We start from the raw sequence: 16,377 nt of genomic DNA, 5'->3' as shown, positions 1-16,377 counted from the left end.
GAAGTGACCATTCTAGGGGCTAGAACAGAAACTATTGTTTTGATTCTAGACTTTAAAAGTGGCGTTTCTAGACTTTAGAACTAGTGCTTTTAGACTTTAGAATGACCGTTTCTAGACTCTAGAAATGACCTTTCTAGACTTTAGATGAACACCAAAAGTATAACTATTGCAAGCTAAAAGGGGCACTCTTGGCTTGCAATAGTTACTGTATAAGCGTTTAAAAGCGTAACTTTTGCGTGCTAATAGTGGCTGAACGGGTGGGAGAGACGACCTTTATTCGTTCTTAAGAATGGCCGCACGCATATCTTTCAGCAGGTCGCTGGCAAAGATAAAGTCGGTGAGCTTTTGGTTGGTGCTGTGCATGATGTCGCTGCTGACGCCCTGCCACTCCTTGTGGCCTTCGTAGATGAACACGATGTTTTCGCCAATGCCCATCACGGAGTTCATGTCGTGGGTGTTGATGATGGTGGTCATCTTAAACTCCTGAGTGATGCTGTGCAGCAGGTCGTCGATGACCAATGAAGTCTTAGGGTCAAGACCCGAGTTAGGCTCGTCGCAGAACAGGTACTTGGGGTTCATCGAGATGGCACGGGCAATGGCCACGCGTTTCTGCATGCCACCACTGATCTCGCCCGGGTATTTGTTTTCGGCACCAATGAGGTTGACACGATCCAGACAGTCCATGGCGCGCTTCTTGCGCTCGCGCAGCGTCATCGACGAGAACATGTCCAGAGGGAACATCACATTCTCGAGTACCGTGAGCGAGTCGAAGAGGGCCGCACTCTGGAAGATCATGCCCATCTCGCGGCGCATCATCACCTTCTCTTCTTTCGACATGTGTACAAAATCGCGCCCGTCGTAGAGTATCTGTCCGCTGGTAGGCTCAAGGAGTCCCACCAAGTTCTTGATGAGCACGGTCTTACCACTGCCGCTCTGACCGATGATCAGGTTGGTCTTACCATCCTCAAAGACGGTGCTGATGCCCTTTAAAACTTGCTTCTCGTCGAAAGACTTATAGAGATTCTTGACTTCTATCATGACAGCAACTGGGTTAAGAATACATCACTGAACAGAATGAGCATGCTCGAGCTGACAACAGCATCGGTAGATGCCTTGCCCACATTCACCGAACCTCCCTCCACGGTGTAGCCGTAGTAGGCGGGCACACTGGAGATGATGAAGGCAAAGAACTGGCTCTTGATGATAGACATCCACAGGAACCAGGGGATGAAGTCGTGCTGCAGACCCAACGTCAGGTCGTCTGGTGTCATGATATGTCCGATGAAGGCTGTGCCATAAGCACCACCGATGCCCATGGCCGAAGAGAAGATGACCAGGAATGGCATGATGGTGAGCATGCCCAGAATCTTTGGGAGAATGAGATAGCTGGCCGAGTTGATGCCCATGATGTCGAGTGCATCAATCTGCTGGGTGACGCGCATGGTGCCCAGCTCCGAGGCAATGTTAGACCCCACCTTGCCTGCCAGAATCAGACACATGATGGATGACGAGAACTCAAGCAGCATAATTTCGCGCGTGGTGAATCCCGCTACCCATCGAGGCATCCAAGGGCTCTCAATGTTCAGCTTCATCTGGATGCAGATGACAGCACCGATGAAGAACGAGATGAGCAGCACGATGCCAATGGAGTTGACACCCAACTGCTCCATTTCCTTGACGTATTGCTTCCAGAACATGCGGAAACGCTCGGGAACGGAGAATGTGCGTCCCATCAGCATCAGATAGCGTCCGAAGGTTGTCAGATATGAATGAATAATCATCGATTCAATATTTGTAGTTGGGTGCAAAGATACAAATTTTATTTAATATTGGAGCAATGTGAATTTAATTTCGTACCTTTGCATCAAAATTTTAGCACTATGGCAGAAGAAAGCATTGTCCTCAGAGCTGAAGGACTGGTGAAGAGATATGGCAAGCGCACCGTGGTGAACGGCGTGAACTTCGACGTGAAGCAAGGCGAGATTGTGGGCCTGCTGGGACCTAACGGTGCCGGAAAGACCACCTCGTTCTACATGACAACCGGTCTGGTGGTGCCCAACGACGGACATATCTATCTGGGCGACCATGAAGTGACCAAGGATCCCGTGTATAAGCGTGCACAGGCAGGCATCGGCTATCTGGCTCAGGAGGCATCGGTGTTCCGCAAGATGTCAGTAGAGGACAATATCCTGTCGGTGCTGGAGATGACGGGCAAGCCCCGCGAGTACCAGTTGGAGAAGCTGGAGAGTCTGATCAAGGAGTTCCGTCTGCAGAAAGTGCGCAAGAACCTGGGCGACCAGCTCAGTGGCGGCGAGCGCCGCCGTTGCGAGATAGCCCGCTGTCTGGCCATCGAACCCAAGTTCATCATGCTCGACGAGCCCTTTGCCGGCGTGGACCCCATCGCAGTAGAAGATATCCAGTTCATCGTGTGGAAACTGAAAGACCGCAACATCGGCATCCTGATCACCGACCACAACGTGGAAGACACCCTGTGTATCACCGACCGCGCCTATCTGCTCTTCGAGGGACGCATCCTGTTTCACGGCACGCCCGAAGAACTGGCAGCCAACGAGATTGTGCGTAAGAACTACCTCACGGAATCGTTTGTGCTGCGCCAGAAAGACTTCCAGAAGATAGAGGCTGAGCGCATGAAAACAGAAGAAGATTGAGGTGCGTACATTCGTTAAAAAATCGTAAACGTGATAGTTTTACGCCAAATATGAGTAATTTTGCACGCTCAAAACGATAGTATATAATTAATAAGGTATATAAAACAATGAATATTAAGTTTGAAAGTGCCGATAAAATCAATGGTTTGATGACCATCGCCATTGAGAAGGCAGACTACCAGGAGGCAGTAGACAAGAAGTTGAAGGACTACCGTAAGAAGGCTCAGGTGCCTGGTTTCCGTCCTGGTATGGTTCCTATGGGACTGATTAAGAAGCAGTATGGTACAGCCGTGAAGGTTGACGAGGTGAACCGCATCTTGGGCGAGAAGCTCTATGAGTACATCCGTGAGAATAAAATTCAGATGCTGGGTGAGCCCCTCCCCAACGAGGAGAAGCAGCAGCCTCAGAATCTCGAGGGCGACGGACCTTTCGAGTTTGTTTTTGATATCGCAGTAGCTCCCGAGTTTAAAGTAGCTCTGAACGGTAAGGATAAGATTGATTTCTACACCATCAAGGTTGACGATAAGCTGATCGACGATCAGATTCAGATGTATGCATCACAGGCTGGTGAGTTTGTTGAGGCTCAGGAATGGAGCGGCAACGACACCCTGAAGGGCGACCTGCGCCAGTTGGACGCTGAGGGCAACACACTCGAGGGTGGTATCACCACCGAGGGTGGCATGATTATGCCCAGCTACATCAAGGGTGAGGACGAGAAGAAGAAGTTCGAGGGTTGCAAACCCGGTGATATCATCGTCTTCAATCCTAAGAAGGCTTATCCCGACAACGACGCTGAGGTTGCAGCTCTGCTGAAGACCGACAAGGAGGCTATCAAGGACATGGATGCTGACTTCAGCTTCCAGGTGACCGAGATCCGCCACTTCCAGCCTGCAGCTGTTGACGCTAAGCTCTTCGAGCGCGTATTCGGTGAGGGTGTGAAGGACGAGGCTGACTTCCGTCAGCGCATCGCCGACAGCCTGAAGGGTCAGTTGGTGGCTAACAGCGACTACAAGTTCCTGCTTGACGTACGCAAGCACGCTGAGAAGAAGGTAGGCGACCTGCAGTTCCCCGAGGAGATCCTGAAGCGCGTGATGCTGAACAACAACAAGGACAAGGGCGCTGAGTTCGTAGAGAAGAACTTCAAGGCTTCTATCGACGAGCTGAAGTGGCACCTCATCAAGGAGCAGCTGGTAAGCGCAGCCGGTATCAAGGTTGAAGACGACGACCTGAAGAACGTAGCTAAGGATGCTATCCGTGCTCAGTTTGCTCAGTATGGTATGACCAACGTTCCTGAGGACGTGCTGGAGAACTATGCTGCCGAGCAGCTGAAGAAGCGCGAGAATATCGAGAACTTCGTTGACCGTGCCGTTGACGTGAAGCTGACAGCAGCTCTGAAGGGCTCAGTGAAGCTGAACGAGAAAGAGGTAACACTCGATGAGTTCAACAAAATGATGCAGGAAGCATAAGAAAAGAATATTATAATTCTTTAACCAAAAAATAAAGTCGGGATGTATCGCATCTCGACTTTTTTTCGTAATTTTGTATCAAGAAAGCACAAAAGATAAGAAAAACTATGAATGATTTTAGAAAATATGCAACCCAGCATTTGGGATTGAACGGACAGGTATTAGATGATGTTGTGAAGGCACAAGCCCAGTATTTGAATCCTTATATTTTGGAAGAGCGCCAGTTGAACGTGACGCAGATGGACGTCTTCTCGCGTCTGATGATGGATCGCATTATCTTCCTCGGTACACAGATTGACGACTATACAGCGAATACTCTGCAGGCACAGCTACTCTATCTGGACTCAGTAGATCCAGGTAAGGATATCTCTATCTATATCAACTCGCCTGGCGGTAGTGTGTATGCAGGTCTTGGCATCTACGACACCATGCAGTTTATCTCAAGTGATGTGGCTACCATCTGTACTGGTATGGCTGCTTCGATGGCAGCCGTGCTGCTGGTGGCTGGTCAGGAGGGCAAGCGCTCGGCGCTGACCCACAGCCGTGTGATGATCCACCAGCCTCTGGGAGGCGTGCAGGGTCAGGCTTCCGACATCGAGATTGAGGCCCGCGAGATTCAGAAACTGAAGAAGGAACTCTATACCATCATTGCAGACCATTCACACACCGACTATGACAAGGTGTGGAAGGACTCTGACCGCAACTACTGGATGACGGCAGAGGAAGCTAAGGAGTATGGTATGATTGATCAGGTATTGGTGAAGAAATGAAGAAGAAACAGTGTGATTTCTGTGGCCGTTCGGACAAAGAGGCCAGATTGCTGATATCAGGTATAGGAGGCGTTAATATCTGCGAGCACTGTGTGGAACAGGCCTACCAGATTATTCAGGAGGCAGGCATCATAGGTGGCGCAAACGGTAAGAAAAGCGAATATACCCCCAAGGGATCTGTGCCAAAACCCGTAGAGATCAAGGCCTACCTGGACCAGTATATCATTGGTCAGGACGAGGCGAAGCGTTTCCTCTCGGTAGCGGTATATAACCATTATAAGCGTTTGCAGCAGCCCAAGGCTGATGATGACGGCGTAGAGATTGAGAAGTCGAACATCATCATGGTGGGCTCTACGGGTACTGGTAAGACACTGATGGCCCGTACGATTGCCCGTCTGCTGGATGTGCCCTTTACGATTGTGGATGCCACGGTGCTGACTGAAGCCGGTTATGTGGGCGAGGATGTAGAGAGCATCTTGAGCCGACTGCTGCAGGTGGCCAACTATGACGTGAGTGCGGCCGAGCGCGGTATCGTGTTTATCGACGAGATCGACAAGATTGCCCGCAAGAGCGACAATCCCAGCATTACACGCGACGTGAGCGGTGAGGGCGTACAGCAAGGATTGCTGAAGCTGCTGGAGGGTACGATGGTCAACGTGCCACCAAAGGGTGGACGCAAACATCCTGATCAGGACTATATCCACGTGGATACACGCAATATCCTGTTTATCTGCGGTGGCGCCTTCGACGGCATTGAGCGAAAGATTGCGCAGCGCATGAACACACACACCGTGGGATATAACTCGGTGCAGAATGTGAGGAAAATTGATAAGGACGACTTGATGCGCTATGTGCAGCCACAGGATTTGAAATCCTTCGGTCTGATACCAGAGATTATCGGCCGTCTGCCAGTGCTCACCTATCTGAACCCACTGGACCGCGATGCGCTGAGAAAAATCCTAGTAGAACCAAAGAACTCTATCGTCAAACAGTATATTAAACTGTTTAAGATGGATGGTATCGAGTTGACTTTTGACGAGGAGGCTCTGGACTTTATCGTGGATAAAGCCGTTGAATTCAAACTGGGTGCCCGTGGCCTGCGTTCTATCGTAGAAGGCGTGATGACGGATGCTATGTTTGAAGTGCCCTCGGCAGATGTTAAGAAATTTAATGTGACACGCGAATACGTGGAACAGCAACTTGCCAAATCGCATAGCCTTTGATAAAAGATATGAATAATCTGACAGATGCCTTAAAACGATATTTCGGCTTCGACACGTTCAAGGGTGATCAGGAAGCAATCATTCAGAACTTGTTGAGTGGACGCGATACGTTTGTGTTGATGCCTACGGGCGGAGGAAAATCCTTATGCTATCAGTTGCCCTCGTTGTTGATGGATGGCGTGGCCATTGTGATCTCGCCTTTGATAGCACTGATGAAAAACCAGGTGGATTTTATATCGCACCTGAGCGAACACGAGGGAACCGCCCATTTCTTGAACTCTTCATTGAATAAGGCCGCTGTTGATCAGGTGAAGAACGATATCCGGGCCGGGCGGACGAAATTGCTCTATGTGGCCCCCGAGTCGCTGACGAAAGAAGATAACGTTGAGTTTCTGAAGACGTGCAAGATTTCTTTTTATGCTGTTGACGAGGCTCACTGTATTTCGGAATGGGGACATGACTTCCGCCCCGAGTATCGGCGCATACGGCCTATTGTCAACGAGATAGGCAAGGCACCAATCATTGCTCTGACGGCTACTGCCACAGACAAGGTGCGTACGGACATCAAGAAAAACCTGGGCATCATGGATGCCGATGAGTTTAAAAGCTCGTTTAACCGACCAAACCTTTACTATGAAGTAAGACCTAAAACCAAGGATATCGATAAGGATATAGTGCGTTTTATCAAGCAACATCCCGGAAAGAGTGGCATCATCTACTGCCTGTCGCGTAAGAAGGTGGAGGACCTGGCTGAAGTGCTGCGTGCCAATGATATCAAGGCGCAGTGCTATCATGCGGGTCTCGACTCAGCCACGCGCTCGCAGACGCAGGACGACTTCCTGATGGAGAAGATAGATGTCATCGTGGCCACCATCGCCTTTGGAATGGGCATTGACAAGCCCGACGTGCGTTTCGTGATCCACTACGACATACCGAAATCGCTCGAGGGCTATTACCAAGAGACCGGTCGTGCCGGACGCGACGGCGGTGAGGGTATCTGTCTGGCTTTCTATAGCTATAAGGACCTGCAGAAGCTGGATAAGTTTATGGAGGGAAAGCCTGTGGCCGAGCAGGACATTGGCCGACAGCTGTTGCAGGAGACGGCTGCCTATGCCGAGACATCGGTGTGTCGCAGAAAGATGCTGCTTCACTATTTCGGCGAACAGTATGACAAGGACAACTGTCACAACTGTGATAACTGTCTGCACCCAGGCACCAAGATTGAAGCACAGAAGCAGCTCTGTATCGTGCTTGAGGCCGTGATAGCTGTCAAGGAAAACTTCCGTGCCGACTATGTCATCGACTTCATTCGCGGTCGCGGCACCGACGAGATCGTGGCCCATAAGCATCACGAGCTGGATGCTTTTGGCGCTGGCGAGGAGTTCGACTCGAAGATATGGAACCCCGTGATACGTCAGGCTTTGATTGCTGGCTATCTGAAGAAAGAGGTGGAGAACTATGGCCTCTTGAAGGTGACGGCTGCCGGCAAGAAGTTCCTGAAGAATCCTTCTCGCTTTATGGTGGTGGAGGATCATGAGTTCAACGAGGACGAGGAACTGATGAATGCTGAGGGTAATACCAGTGCGCTGGATCCCACGCTGAGCGCCATGCTGCACGATCTGCGCAAGGAGTGGTCGCGCAAGCTGGAGCGTCCGCCATATGTGATCTTCCAGGATGTGTCTTTGGAACAGATGGCTACCGACTATCCTGTGACGCTCGATGAACTGAAGAACATTCAGGGCGTGGGCGATGGAAAGACCCGACAGCCCTATGCCAAGGCTTTCGTGGATCTGATCAAGCGCTACTGTGAAGAGAACGAGATAGAACGACAGTCGGACCTGCGCGTCAGGACGAAACCGAAGGATTCGATGAAGAAGCTCAAGATTCTTCAGAATATCGACCGCCGTATTGCACTCGACGATATTGCCAATGCATTGGGCATTGAGTTTGACGAGTTGCTGGATGAACTCGAGGGCATCGTGCTGTATAGTGGCAACAAGGTGAACATCGACTATTTCCTCAACGACATCATGGATCCAGATGATATCAACGATATCTACGACTATTTCGCAGAACAGGAGAAAGACGATATCGAGGCCGCTTTCGACGAGTTTGGCAGCGATTTCTCCGAGGACGAGATTCGTCTGGTGCGTATCAAGTTCATTTCGGATATGGCCAACTAAGCGTGGCTTGCCCATGAGTGGAATGCGCGTTAAATCGTATTAATAAATAAGAGAAAATGCGTGAAAGATGTCTGCTAAGTGAGGAAAAATGAGTATCTTTGCACGCAATAAATTCAAAAGTACCATATTATGTCATCATTTATTGCAGATAAGATTGTGATGGACGGTCTCACTTTTGACGACGTCCTGTTGATTCCCGCTTATTCAGAAGTACTGCCTAAAACGGTAGAGTTGCAAACACGTTTCTCACGTAACATCGTGTTGAATGTGCCCTTTGTTACTGCAGCTATGGATACCGTTACGGAAAGTCAGATGGCTATCGCTATCGCACGTGAGGGAGGTATCGGTGTGATCCACAAGAACATGTCGATCGAAAACCAAGCACGCGAGGTGGCTATCGTTAAGCGCGCAGAGAATGGTATGATCTATGATCCTGTCACCATTCGTCGTGGTTCAACCGTTGCTCAGGCGCTTGCCATCATGTCGGAATATCGCATTGGTGGTATCCCTGTAGTAGATGAAGATAACCATCTGGTAGGTATCGTCACCAACCGTGACCTGCGCTTCGAGCGTCGTCTGGATCGTCCCGTAGATGATGTGATGTCTAAGGAGAACCTGGTGACCACTCATCAGCAGACCGACCTGGCTGCTGCTGCACAGATCCTGCAGGAGAACAAGATCGAGAAACTGCCCGTTGTGGATAAGGATAACCACTTGGTAGGCCTTATCACTTATAAGGATATCACAAAGGCTAAGGATAAACCCATGGCTTGTAAAGACGAGAAGGGTCGTCTGCGCGTGGCTGCCGGTGTGGGTGTGACTGTTGATACGCTGGACCGTATGCAGGCACTCGTCAATGCTGGTGCTGACGCTATTGTGATCGACACCGCTCATGGTCATTCAAAGGGCGTTGTAGAGAAGCTTCGTGAGGCAAAGAATGCATTTAAGAATATTGATATCGTGGTAGGTAACATCGCTACTGGCGCTGCTGCAAAGATGCTGGTTGACAATGGTGCAGACGCTGTGAAGGTGGGCATCGGTCCTGGTAGTATCTGTACAACACGTGTGGTAGCAGGTGTCGGTGTGCCTCAGTTGAGCGCTGTTTACGATGTATATAGCGCCCTGAAGGGTACTGGTGTGCCCTTGATCGCTGACGGTGGTCTTCGCTACTCTGGTGATATCGTGAAAGCACTGGCCGCTGGTGGTTCAAGTGTGATGATCGGTTCGCTGGTAGCAGGTACCGAGGAGAGCCCTGGTGATACCATTATCTACAACGGACGTAAGTTCAAGAGCTATCGTGGCATGGGTTCGCTGGAGGCTATGGAGCACGGTTCAAAGGACCGCTACTTCCAGGCTGATACCAAGGACGTGAAGAAGCTGGTGCCCGAGGGTATCGCTGGTCGTGTGCCTTACAAAGGAACTGTTCAGGAGGTGATCTATCAGCTGACTGGCGGTTTGCGTTCTGGTATGGGCTACTGCGGTGCTGCTGACATCGACCATCTGCACGATGCTAAGTTCACCCGCATCACCAATGCCGGCGTGATGGAGAGTCATCCTCATGATATCACAATCACGAGTGAGGCTCCCAACTATTCAAGACCTAATGATTAAAAAACTCATATGAAACTAAAAATGCTTTTGGCAGCATGCTTTATGAGCGCTGCTGCACTTGCTCAGACAACCGACGACCCCGTTGTGATGACTATCAATGGTGAGCCTGTGTTGCGTTCGGAGTTTGAGTACTCTTTTAATAAAAACAACTCAGAAGGTGTCATCGACAAGAAGACGGTAGAGGAATATGTGGATCTGTTTGTGAACTACAAACTGCAGATTGCTGCCGCTCTTGATGCAAAGATTGACACGCTGAAGTCTTATAAAGATGAGTTCCGTCAGTACCGTGACCAGCAGATCAGACCTCTGCTGGTGACGGATGCTGATATGGAACGTGAAGCACACAAGATTTATGATGATGCAGCCAAGCGCGTCGGACCTGACGGTCTGATTCGTACTGCTCATATCTTGATTCGTGCTAACCAACAGGCCCCTCAGGCTGAATGGGATGCTGCCAAGGTGCGTATAGACTCTATCTATAAGGCCTTGAAGGCTGGTGCCGACTTTGAAGAACTGGCTAAGAAGGTGTCGCAGGATCCTGGTTCTGCTCGTCAGGGCGGACTGTTACCTTTCGTTCAGCGCGGACAACTGGTGAAAGAATATGAGGATGCGGCCTTTGCACTGCAGCCTGGTGAGATGTCGGGCATCGTAACATCGCCCTTCGGCTATCACATCATCCTGATGAAGGAACGCAAACAATTTGAACCTTTCGAATATCATCGCAACAGCATCCTGCGCTTCATGGAACAGCGTAATATGCGCGATAATATTGCCAGCCAGAAGATTGACTCACTGGTAGCTGCCAATCCAAAGGGCTTGACAAAAGAGGAGATGATGGATCAGAAATCCGACGAGTTTGCTGCGAAGGATATGGAACTGAAATATCTGATTCGCGAATATCACGACGGTCTTCTGCTCTATGAGATCAAGAACATGAATGTGTGGGATAAGGGTGCTAAGGACGAAGAGGGTCTGGCACGCTATTTTAAGAAACATAAGAAGAACTACGCATGGGATGAGCCTCGCTACAAGGGTATGGCTTATCACGTGAAGGATGTGGCCGATATTAAGGCTGTTAAGGACTGCGTGAAAAAGCTCGACTTCGATAAGTGGGCCGATAAGTTGCGCACCACGTTCAATGCTGATTCAGTGATCCGCATCCGTGTGGAAAAAGGTATCTTTAAGAAGGGTGATAACGCCTTGGTAGATAGTCTGGTGTTCAAGAAGGATACCACGGTAACCAAGGTGAAGGACTATCCTTATGATGCTGTCTATGGAAAGATTCTGAAGAAGGGTCCTGAGACCTATCAGGACGTGCGCGGACAGGTGGTTTCTGACTATCAGGAACAGCTGGAGAAAGAGTGGATTGCTCAGCTGCGTCGCAAATATACGTTCAAGGTGAACGAGGAAGTTCTGAAGACCGTAAACAAACACTAATGAAACTGAAACGTCTTTTTTTGTCACTGATGGCCGTAACCCCTATGGCTATGATGGCCTCGACACTCGGTAACGACTCGATCGGAACCGTGGTTGACGAGGTTGTGTGGGTTGTTGGCGATGAGGCCATCCTGAAGAGTGATATCGAGGTGACCCGCATGCAGGCTGCCATGGAGGGTGTGCGCTGGAAGGGAGATCCTGATTGTGCTATTCCTGAACAGATTGCTGTTCAGAAGTTGTTTCTTCACCAGGCTGCAATAGACAGTATCGAGGTGACGGAGGCTGAGGTGGCTTCAGCCATTGAGCAGCGCATCGAATACATGATTCAGCAGATTGGCTCTCGCGAGAAGCTTGAGGAGTATAAGAAGCAGAGTATCTCGCAGATCCGTCAGTCTATGCACGACGACCTTCGTGACCAAATGATGATTCAGCGCATGAAGGAGCATCTGGTGAAAGAGATAGCAGTGACACCTGCAGAGGTGCGACGCTATTTCAAAGACCTGCCTTCTGATAGTCTTCCCTATGTACCTACCGAGGTTGAGGTGCAGATTATCACACAGACACCACGTATCTCTGCAGAGGAGATCAACCGCGTGAAGGATGAGCTTCGCGAATATACCGACCGTGTGAATAAGGGTGAGACCTCTTTCCAAACACTGGCCAGACTGTATTCAGAGGACCCCGGTTCACGTAGAAATGGTGGTGAACTGGACTACACCGGTCGTGGTATGCTCGACCCAGCCTTTGCTGCCGTGGCTTTCAATCTGACAGACCCAAAGAAGGTTTCTAAGATTGTGGAGTCGGAATTCGGTTTTCATATCATCCAATTGGTAGATAAGCGCGGCGAGAAAATCAAAGTGCGCCATATCTTGCGTAAGCCTATCGTCTCTGACTCGGCTATTGTGCAGGCTACCAACCGTTTGGATTCTATTGCAAAGGATATTCGTGCAGGGCTCTTCACCTTTGAAGAGGGTGCTAGCGTGATTTCCGATGATAAGGATACTCGCAACAATAAGGGTCTGATGGCCAACCGCTCGGAGCGCGGACAGACGTCTAAGTTCCAGTTGCAGGATCTGCCTGCAGAGGTGGCTAAGGTCGTTGACACCTTGAAGGTGGGACAGATATCGAAACCCTTTGTGATGATCAATAACAATGGTAAGACGGTTTGTGCCATTGCCAAGTTGAAGAGCAGAACGGAGGGTCACAAGGCTATCATCACTGAGGACTTCCAGGTGATGAAGGACGTGGTGATGGAGAAGCGCCGCGAGAAGAAGCTCCATGACTGGGTGGTCAAGAAGATTAAGGATACGTATGTCCATGTGGGCGATAGGTATCGTGACTGTCAGTTCGAATATCAAGGTTGGATTAAATGAGTGTTAAGACCATAATACAACATTTTATGCACAGAAGTATCATCATGATGCTTCTGTGTGTGCTCTGCATGCCCCTGGTGTTTGCGGCGTCTATGACTGGTGCTGTGAAACCCAAGACCAAGAAGAAAGCGGAGAAAAGGGTCTATCTGGTTCATGCCGACGAACTGCGCTACGACCGTTGGCAGAACAATGATGCTCAGGTGTTGCGCGGCCATGTGGAATTTGAACATGATGGCGCAAAACTCTATTGTGATAGTGCCAACTTCTTTGAGGGTAACAATTCGTTTGAGGCGTGGGGACATGTGAAAATGTTGCAAGGCGACACTCTGTCGTTGGTCAGTGACTTCGGTTACTATAATGGTGATGACCAGATGCTGGAAGCACTTGATAATGTGGTGCTGAAGCATCGAGGAACAACGCTTTATACGGATTCGCTCTATTTTGACAGAATCTGGAATCAGGGTTATTTCCAGAATGGCGGTCAACTGGTGGATAAAGAAACTACGCTGACAAGTGACTGGGGAGAATATCATACGGACACGAAAATGGCGGTGTTCTATTATCATGTCGTTATGGATGATAAGCGTTTTCACCTGACCACCGACTCGCTGTATTACAACACGCGTTCGAAACAAGCGCAAATCGTTGGACCATCCAACATCGTGTCGGGCGATAGTAAGATTTACTCGGAGTTGGGTTTTTATAACACCGATACAGAAGTGGCTGAATTGTTGGACCGCTCGGTGTTGAGAAACGAGGGTCGTGAGCTGACGGCCGATAGTCTGTGGCATAATGGAAAGACGGGCGTTAACGAGGGATTTGGCCATGTGGTCTATACAGACTCGGTGAACAAGAACCGCCTGCTCTGTAATTATGGTCATTATGAGGATAGCATCGGCTATGCCTTGTGTACGGATAGTGCCGTGGTGATAGACTTCTCGCAGCGCGATTCACTGTATATGCATGCCGACACCTTCAAGGTGTTCACATATAATATTAATACTGACTCGGTCTATCGCGTGATACACGCGTATAATAAGGTACGCGCGTTTCGTGTTGACGTACAGGCTGTCTGCGATTCGCTGGTGTATGAGTCGAAAGACTCTTGCATGACGCTTTATCATGATCCTATTGTCTGGAATCAGAACCAGCAGTTGTTGGGTGAACGTATTCAGGTCTTCATGAAAGACTCTGTGCTGGATCATGCCAATGTGTTGGGACAGGCGCTTTCCATCGAGAAGTTGCCCGAGGATAGGCTCTACAACCAGATATCCTCGAAGGATATGTTTGCTTTCTTTGAGAAAGGAGACATTCGTGAGGGTAGAGCTGTGGATAACGTGGAGGTGGTCTATTACCCCGTTGAGGAGTCGGACAGTTCGTATGTAGGACTTGTGAGTATGCAAACCAGCGAACTGAAGATGTTCATGGAGAAGCGCAAGTTACAGAAGATATGGGCGCCCAAGGCCGATGGTACCATGTACCCGATGTCGCAGATACCACCTAAGAAGCGTTTTCTGGAACGCTTTGCATGGTTCGATTATGTGCGCCCGTTGTCGAAGGATGATATTTTCAATTGGCGTCCTAAGAAGGCTGGCACCGAACTGAAAATACAGAAACGTAAGGAATCGAACCGTAAGGGGACTTCCAGAGCATTTAATGAATAGGAGAGAAAATATACTATGAGTGATGTTATTCAACTGTTGCCTGACTCCGTCGCTAACCAGATTGCTGCTGGCGAGGTGATTCAGCGTCCTGCTTCGGTCATTAAGGAACTGGTAGAGAATGCTGTCGATGCCGGTGCTAAGAATATCCGTGTGCTGGTGGTTGATGCAGGCAGAACATCCATACAGGTCATCGATGACGGATGTGGTATGTCGGAGACGGATGCCCGTTTGGCTTTCGAACGTCATGCTACTTCAAAGATCCGTCAGGCTGATGATCTCTTTGCACTTCACACCATGGGCTTTCGTGGTGAGGCACTGCCTTCGATTGCTGCAGTCTCACAGGTGGAACTGACCACACGTATGGAGGGAGAGGATATTGGCACCCGTCTGACCTTGAATGCTTCACGTGTAGTTGGACATGAGCCAGTGGCTTGTCCGGTGGGCTGCAACTTCAAGGTGGAGAACTTGTTCTTCAACGTGCCAGCTCGCAGAAAGTTTCTGAAGACTAATGCTACCGAACTTAATAACATCCTCACTGCTTTTGAACGCATCGTGCTGGTCTATCCTGACATCAACTTTGTGATGTATAGCAATGGTCAGGAGATTATGAACCTGAAGGCTGGCTCTCTGCGCCAGCGTATCACGGATGTCTTTGGCAAGAAACTGAATCATGATCTACTGCCAGTGTCTGTAGAGACGGCTTTGTGTAATATCACAGGTTTTGTGGGTAAGCCCGAGTCTGCTAAGAAAAAGGGAGGTAACGACTATTTCTTTGTGAATGGCCGCTTCATGAAGCATGCCTATTTCCATAAAGCCATCATCACCGCTTTCGAACGCCTGATTCCTGTTGGTATGCAGGTGCCTTACTTTATCTATTTTGAAGTAAGTCCGGCCGATATTGACGTGAATATACATCCCACGAAGACTGAGATTAAGTTTGAAAACGAGCAGAGCATCTGGCAGATACTCGTAGCTGCTGTCAAGGACTCGATCGGTAAGTTCTGCGAGGTACCTTCCATCGATTTTGATACCGAAGGTCGCCCAGAGATTCCTGTGTTCGATGCCCAGCGTGATGCTATCCAGATGCCCAAGGTCTCGTATAACTCTTCCTACAATCCGTTTAGTAGTACACCAGAGAAACCATCGGTGACCCCTGATTGGGAGAAACTGTATCAGGAAGCTATTTCGAAACCAATGCCCGAAGAGACGGACTTGTTTGTTGATAGCAAAGAGCCATTCTACTCGGAAGAGAGTAATGCTTTGCTGGTGGAAGAGAAGTCACCGGCTCACTATCAGTATAAGGGGCGTTATATCATGACTGCTGTGAAGTCGGGTTTGATGATTATTGATCAGCAGCGAGCAGATATACGCATTCGCTACGAGCGCTATATGGAGCAGTTGAAGAATCAGTCGGGCAAGAGCCAGCGCATCTTGTTCCCAGAGGCTGTGGAATTCTCGCCTTCAAATGCCGTGGTTCTGCAAACCATGATTCCTGAGTTGGCATCTATGGGTTTTGAGGTTAGCGATCTCGGTGGTGGCAGTTTTGCCATCAACGGTGTTCCAGCCGAACTCGATGATGTGGATCCTGTCAACCTGTTTCGTAGTGTTGTGTCTGACGCAATTGAACATGGCGTAAGTTCTACCGAACAGATGCATGCTTCGTTGGCCCTCAGCATGGCTCGCCATTCAGCAGTGTCGCAAGGTCAGGTGCTCTCGAACGACGAGATGGAGGGCATTGTCAATCAACTATTTGCCTGTAGTAATGTAAATTACACGCCCGATGGCCGCGCCATCCTTTGCATTTTGCCGCAACATGATATAGAACAAATGTTAGGGTAAAATGTTAAAAAATTAGCGAAAAGGCTCGCATTTGCATCTTTTTTAAAGGAAATTAACATGTAAAATGCATTTTGTTATGCTTTTTTGTTGGAAGTTCTAATTATTTTATCTACTTTTGCAGCGAATTATGAAATAAATTATT

12 protein-coding genes are annotated in these 16,377 nt (G+C 49.3%); 10 read left to right on the top strand and 2 right to left on the bottom strand.

Going from position 1 to position 16,377, the window contains the following annotated elements; translation table 11 throughout:
* Positions 1 to 273: 273 nt before the first annotated feature.
* Both T433_RS0105985 and T433_RS0105980 read right to left on the bottom strand, forming a co-directional pair.
* Positions 274 to 1,038 (bottom strand): ABC transporter ATP-binding protein, encoded by a 765-nt coding sequence (locus T433_RS0105985; protein ID WP_027451091.1) that lies wholly within the window; start codon positions 1,036 to 1,038, stop codon positions 274 to 276.
* Entirely contained in the window at positions 1,035 to 1,781 is a 747-nt protein-coding gene (locus tag T433_RS0105980) for an MlaE family ABC transporter permease (protein WP_027451090.1), read from the bottom strand. Before T433_RS0105980 ends, T433_RS0105985 begins: the two co-directional genes overlap by 4 nt.
* Positions 1,782 to 1,880: 99 nt before the next feature.
* Between T433_RS0105980 and lptB the strand changes: the two genes are divergently transcribed.
* The 10 genes from lptB (at position 1,881) to mutL (ending at position 16,235) form a co-directional block, all read left to right on the top strand.
* A complete protein-coding gene (lptB, locus tag T433_RS0105975; protein WP_027455218.1) occupies positions 1,881 to 2,669 on the top strand; it encodes an LPS export ABC transporter ATP-binding protein in 789 nt (262 codons plus the stop codon).
* A 107-nt stretch (positions 2,670 to 2,776) separates the two neighbouring features.
* A complete protein-coding gene (gene tig / locus T433_RS0105970; RefSeq protein WP_027455217.1) occupies positions 2,777 to 4,135 on the top strand; it encodes a trigger factor in 1,359 nt (452 codons plus the stop codon).
* A 107-nt stretch (positions 4,136 to 4,242) separates the two neighbouring features.
* Positions 4,243 to 4,905 (top strand): ATP-dependent Clp endopeptidase proteolytic subunit ClpP, encoded by a 663-nt coding sequence (gene clpP / locus T433_RS0105965; protein ID WP_027451087.1) that lies wholly within the window; start codon positions 4,243 to 4,245, stop codon positions 4,903 to 4,905.
* Positions 4,902 to 6,128 (top strand): ATP-dependent Clp protease ATP-binding subunit ClpX, encoded by a 1,227-nt coding sequence (clpX, locus tag T433_RS0105960; RefSeq protein ID WP_027455216.1) that lies wholly within the window; start codon positions 4,902 to 4,904, stop codon positions 6,126 to 6,128. The genes clpP and clpX overlap by 4 nt, the downstream gene beginning before the upstream one ends.
* Positions 6,125 to 8,311, top strand: a complete 2,187-nt coding sequence (gene recQ / locus T433_RS0105955; RefSeq protein WP_027455215.1) for a DNA helicase RecQ — start codon at positions 6,125 to 6,127, stop codon at positions 8,309 to 8,311. The genes clpX and recQ overlap by 4 nt, the downstream gene beginning before the upstream one ends.
* Positions 8,312 to 8,440: 129 nt before the next feature.
* The gene (guaB, locus tag T433_RS0105950; protein WP_027451084.1) at positions 8,441 to 9,922 is read left to right on the top strand and encodes an IMP dehydrogenase; all 1,482 of its coding nucleotides are present in this window, start codon (positions 8,441 to 8,443) and stop codon (positions 9,920 to 9,922) included.
* Between the two features lie 9 nt (positions 9,923 to 9,931).
* On the top strand, positions 9,932 to 11,359 hold the full coding sequence (locus tag T433_RS0105945) for a peptidylprolyl isomerase (RefSeq protein ID WP_027455214.1): 1,428 nt from the start codon (positions 9,932 to 9,934) through the stop codon (positions 11,357 to 11,359).
* A gap of 29 nt (positions 11,360 to 11,388) precedes the next feature.
* Complete coding sequence (locus T433_RS0105940) at positions 11,389 to 12,732, top strand: peptidylprolyl isomerase (RefSeq protein ID WP_044109365.1); 1,344 nt, start codon at positions 11,389 to 11,391, stop codon at positions 12,730 to 12,732.
* Between the two features lie 26 nt (positions 12,733 to 12,758).
* Positions 12,759 to 14,396, top strand: a complete 1,638-nt coding sequence (locus T433_RS0105935; protein ID WP_231478055.1) for an OstA-like protein — start codon at positions 12,759 to 12,761, stop codon at positions 14,394 to 14,396.
* Positions 14,397 to 14,411: 15 nt separating this feature from the next.
* The gene (gene mutL / locus T433_RS0105930) at positions 14,412 to 16,235 is read left to right on the top strand and encodes a DNA mismatch repair endonuclease MutL (RefSeq protein ID WP_027455212.1); all 1,824 of its coding nucleotides are present in this window, start codon (positions 14,412 to 14,414) and stop codon (positions 16,233 to 16,235) included.
* Positions 16,236 to 16,377: the final 142 nt, after the last annotated feature.

Origin of the sequence: Xylanibacter brevis ATCC 19188, from assembly GCF_000621725.1 — a bacterium.
Lineage (GTDB): Bacteria > Bacteroidota > Bacteroidia > Bacteroidales > Bacteroidaceae > Prevotella > Prevotella brevis.
The sequence above is the reverse complement of the archived record's forward strand: the minus strand, read 5'-3'. Positions and strand labels throughout refer to the sequence as shown.

What these genes read in the sequence shown, in the direction of transcription:
- clpP (WP_027451087.1), top strand. Translation starts at nt 4,243, where the DNA reads ATGAATGATTTTAGAAAATATGCAACCCAGCATTTGGGATTGAACGGA.
- T433_RS0105985 (WP_027451091.1), bottom strand. Translation starts at nt 1,038, where the DNA reads ATGATAGAAGTCAAGAATCTCTATAAGTCTTTCGACGAGAAGCAAGTT.
- mutL (WP_027455212.1), top strand. Translation starts at nt 14,412, where the DNA reads ATGAGTGATGTTATTCAACTGTTGCCTGACTCCGTCGCTAACCAGATT.
- lptB (WP_027455218.1), top strand. Translation starts at nt 1,881, where the DNA reads ATGGCAGAAGAAAGCATTGTCCTCAGAGCTGAAGGACTGGTGAAGAGA.
- T433_RS0105940 (WP_044109365.1), top strand. Translation starts at nt 11,389, where the DNA reads ATGGCCGTAACCCCTATGGCTATGATGGCCTCGACACTCGGTAACGAC.
- clpX (WP_027455216.1), top strand. Translation starts at nt 4,902, where the DNA reads ATGAAGAAGAAACAGTGTGATTTCTGTGGCCGTTCGGACAAAGAGGCC.
- guaB (WP_027451084.1), top strand. Translation starts at nt 8,441, where the DNA reads ATGTCATCATTTATTGCAGATAAGATTGTGATGGACGGTCTCACTTTT.
- T433_RS0105935 (WP_231478055.1), top strand. Translation starts at nt 12,759, where the DNA reads ATGCACAGAAGTATCATCATGATGCTTCTGTGTGTGCTCTGCATGCCC.
- T433_RS0105945 (WP_027455214.1), top strand. Translation starts at nt 9,932, where the DNA reads ATGAAACTAAAAATGCTTTTGGCAGCATGCTTTATGAGCGCTGCTGCA.
- T433_RS0105980 (WP_027451090.1), bottom strand. Translation starts at nt 1,781, where the DNA reads ATGATTATTCATTCATATCTGACAACCTTCGGACGCTATCTGATGCTG.
- tig (WP_027455217.1), top strand. Translation starts at nt 2,777, where the DNA reads ATGAATATTAAGTTTGAAAGTGCCGATAAAATCAATGGTTTGATGACC.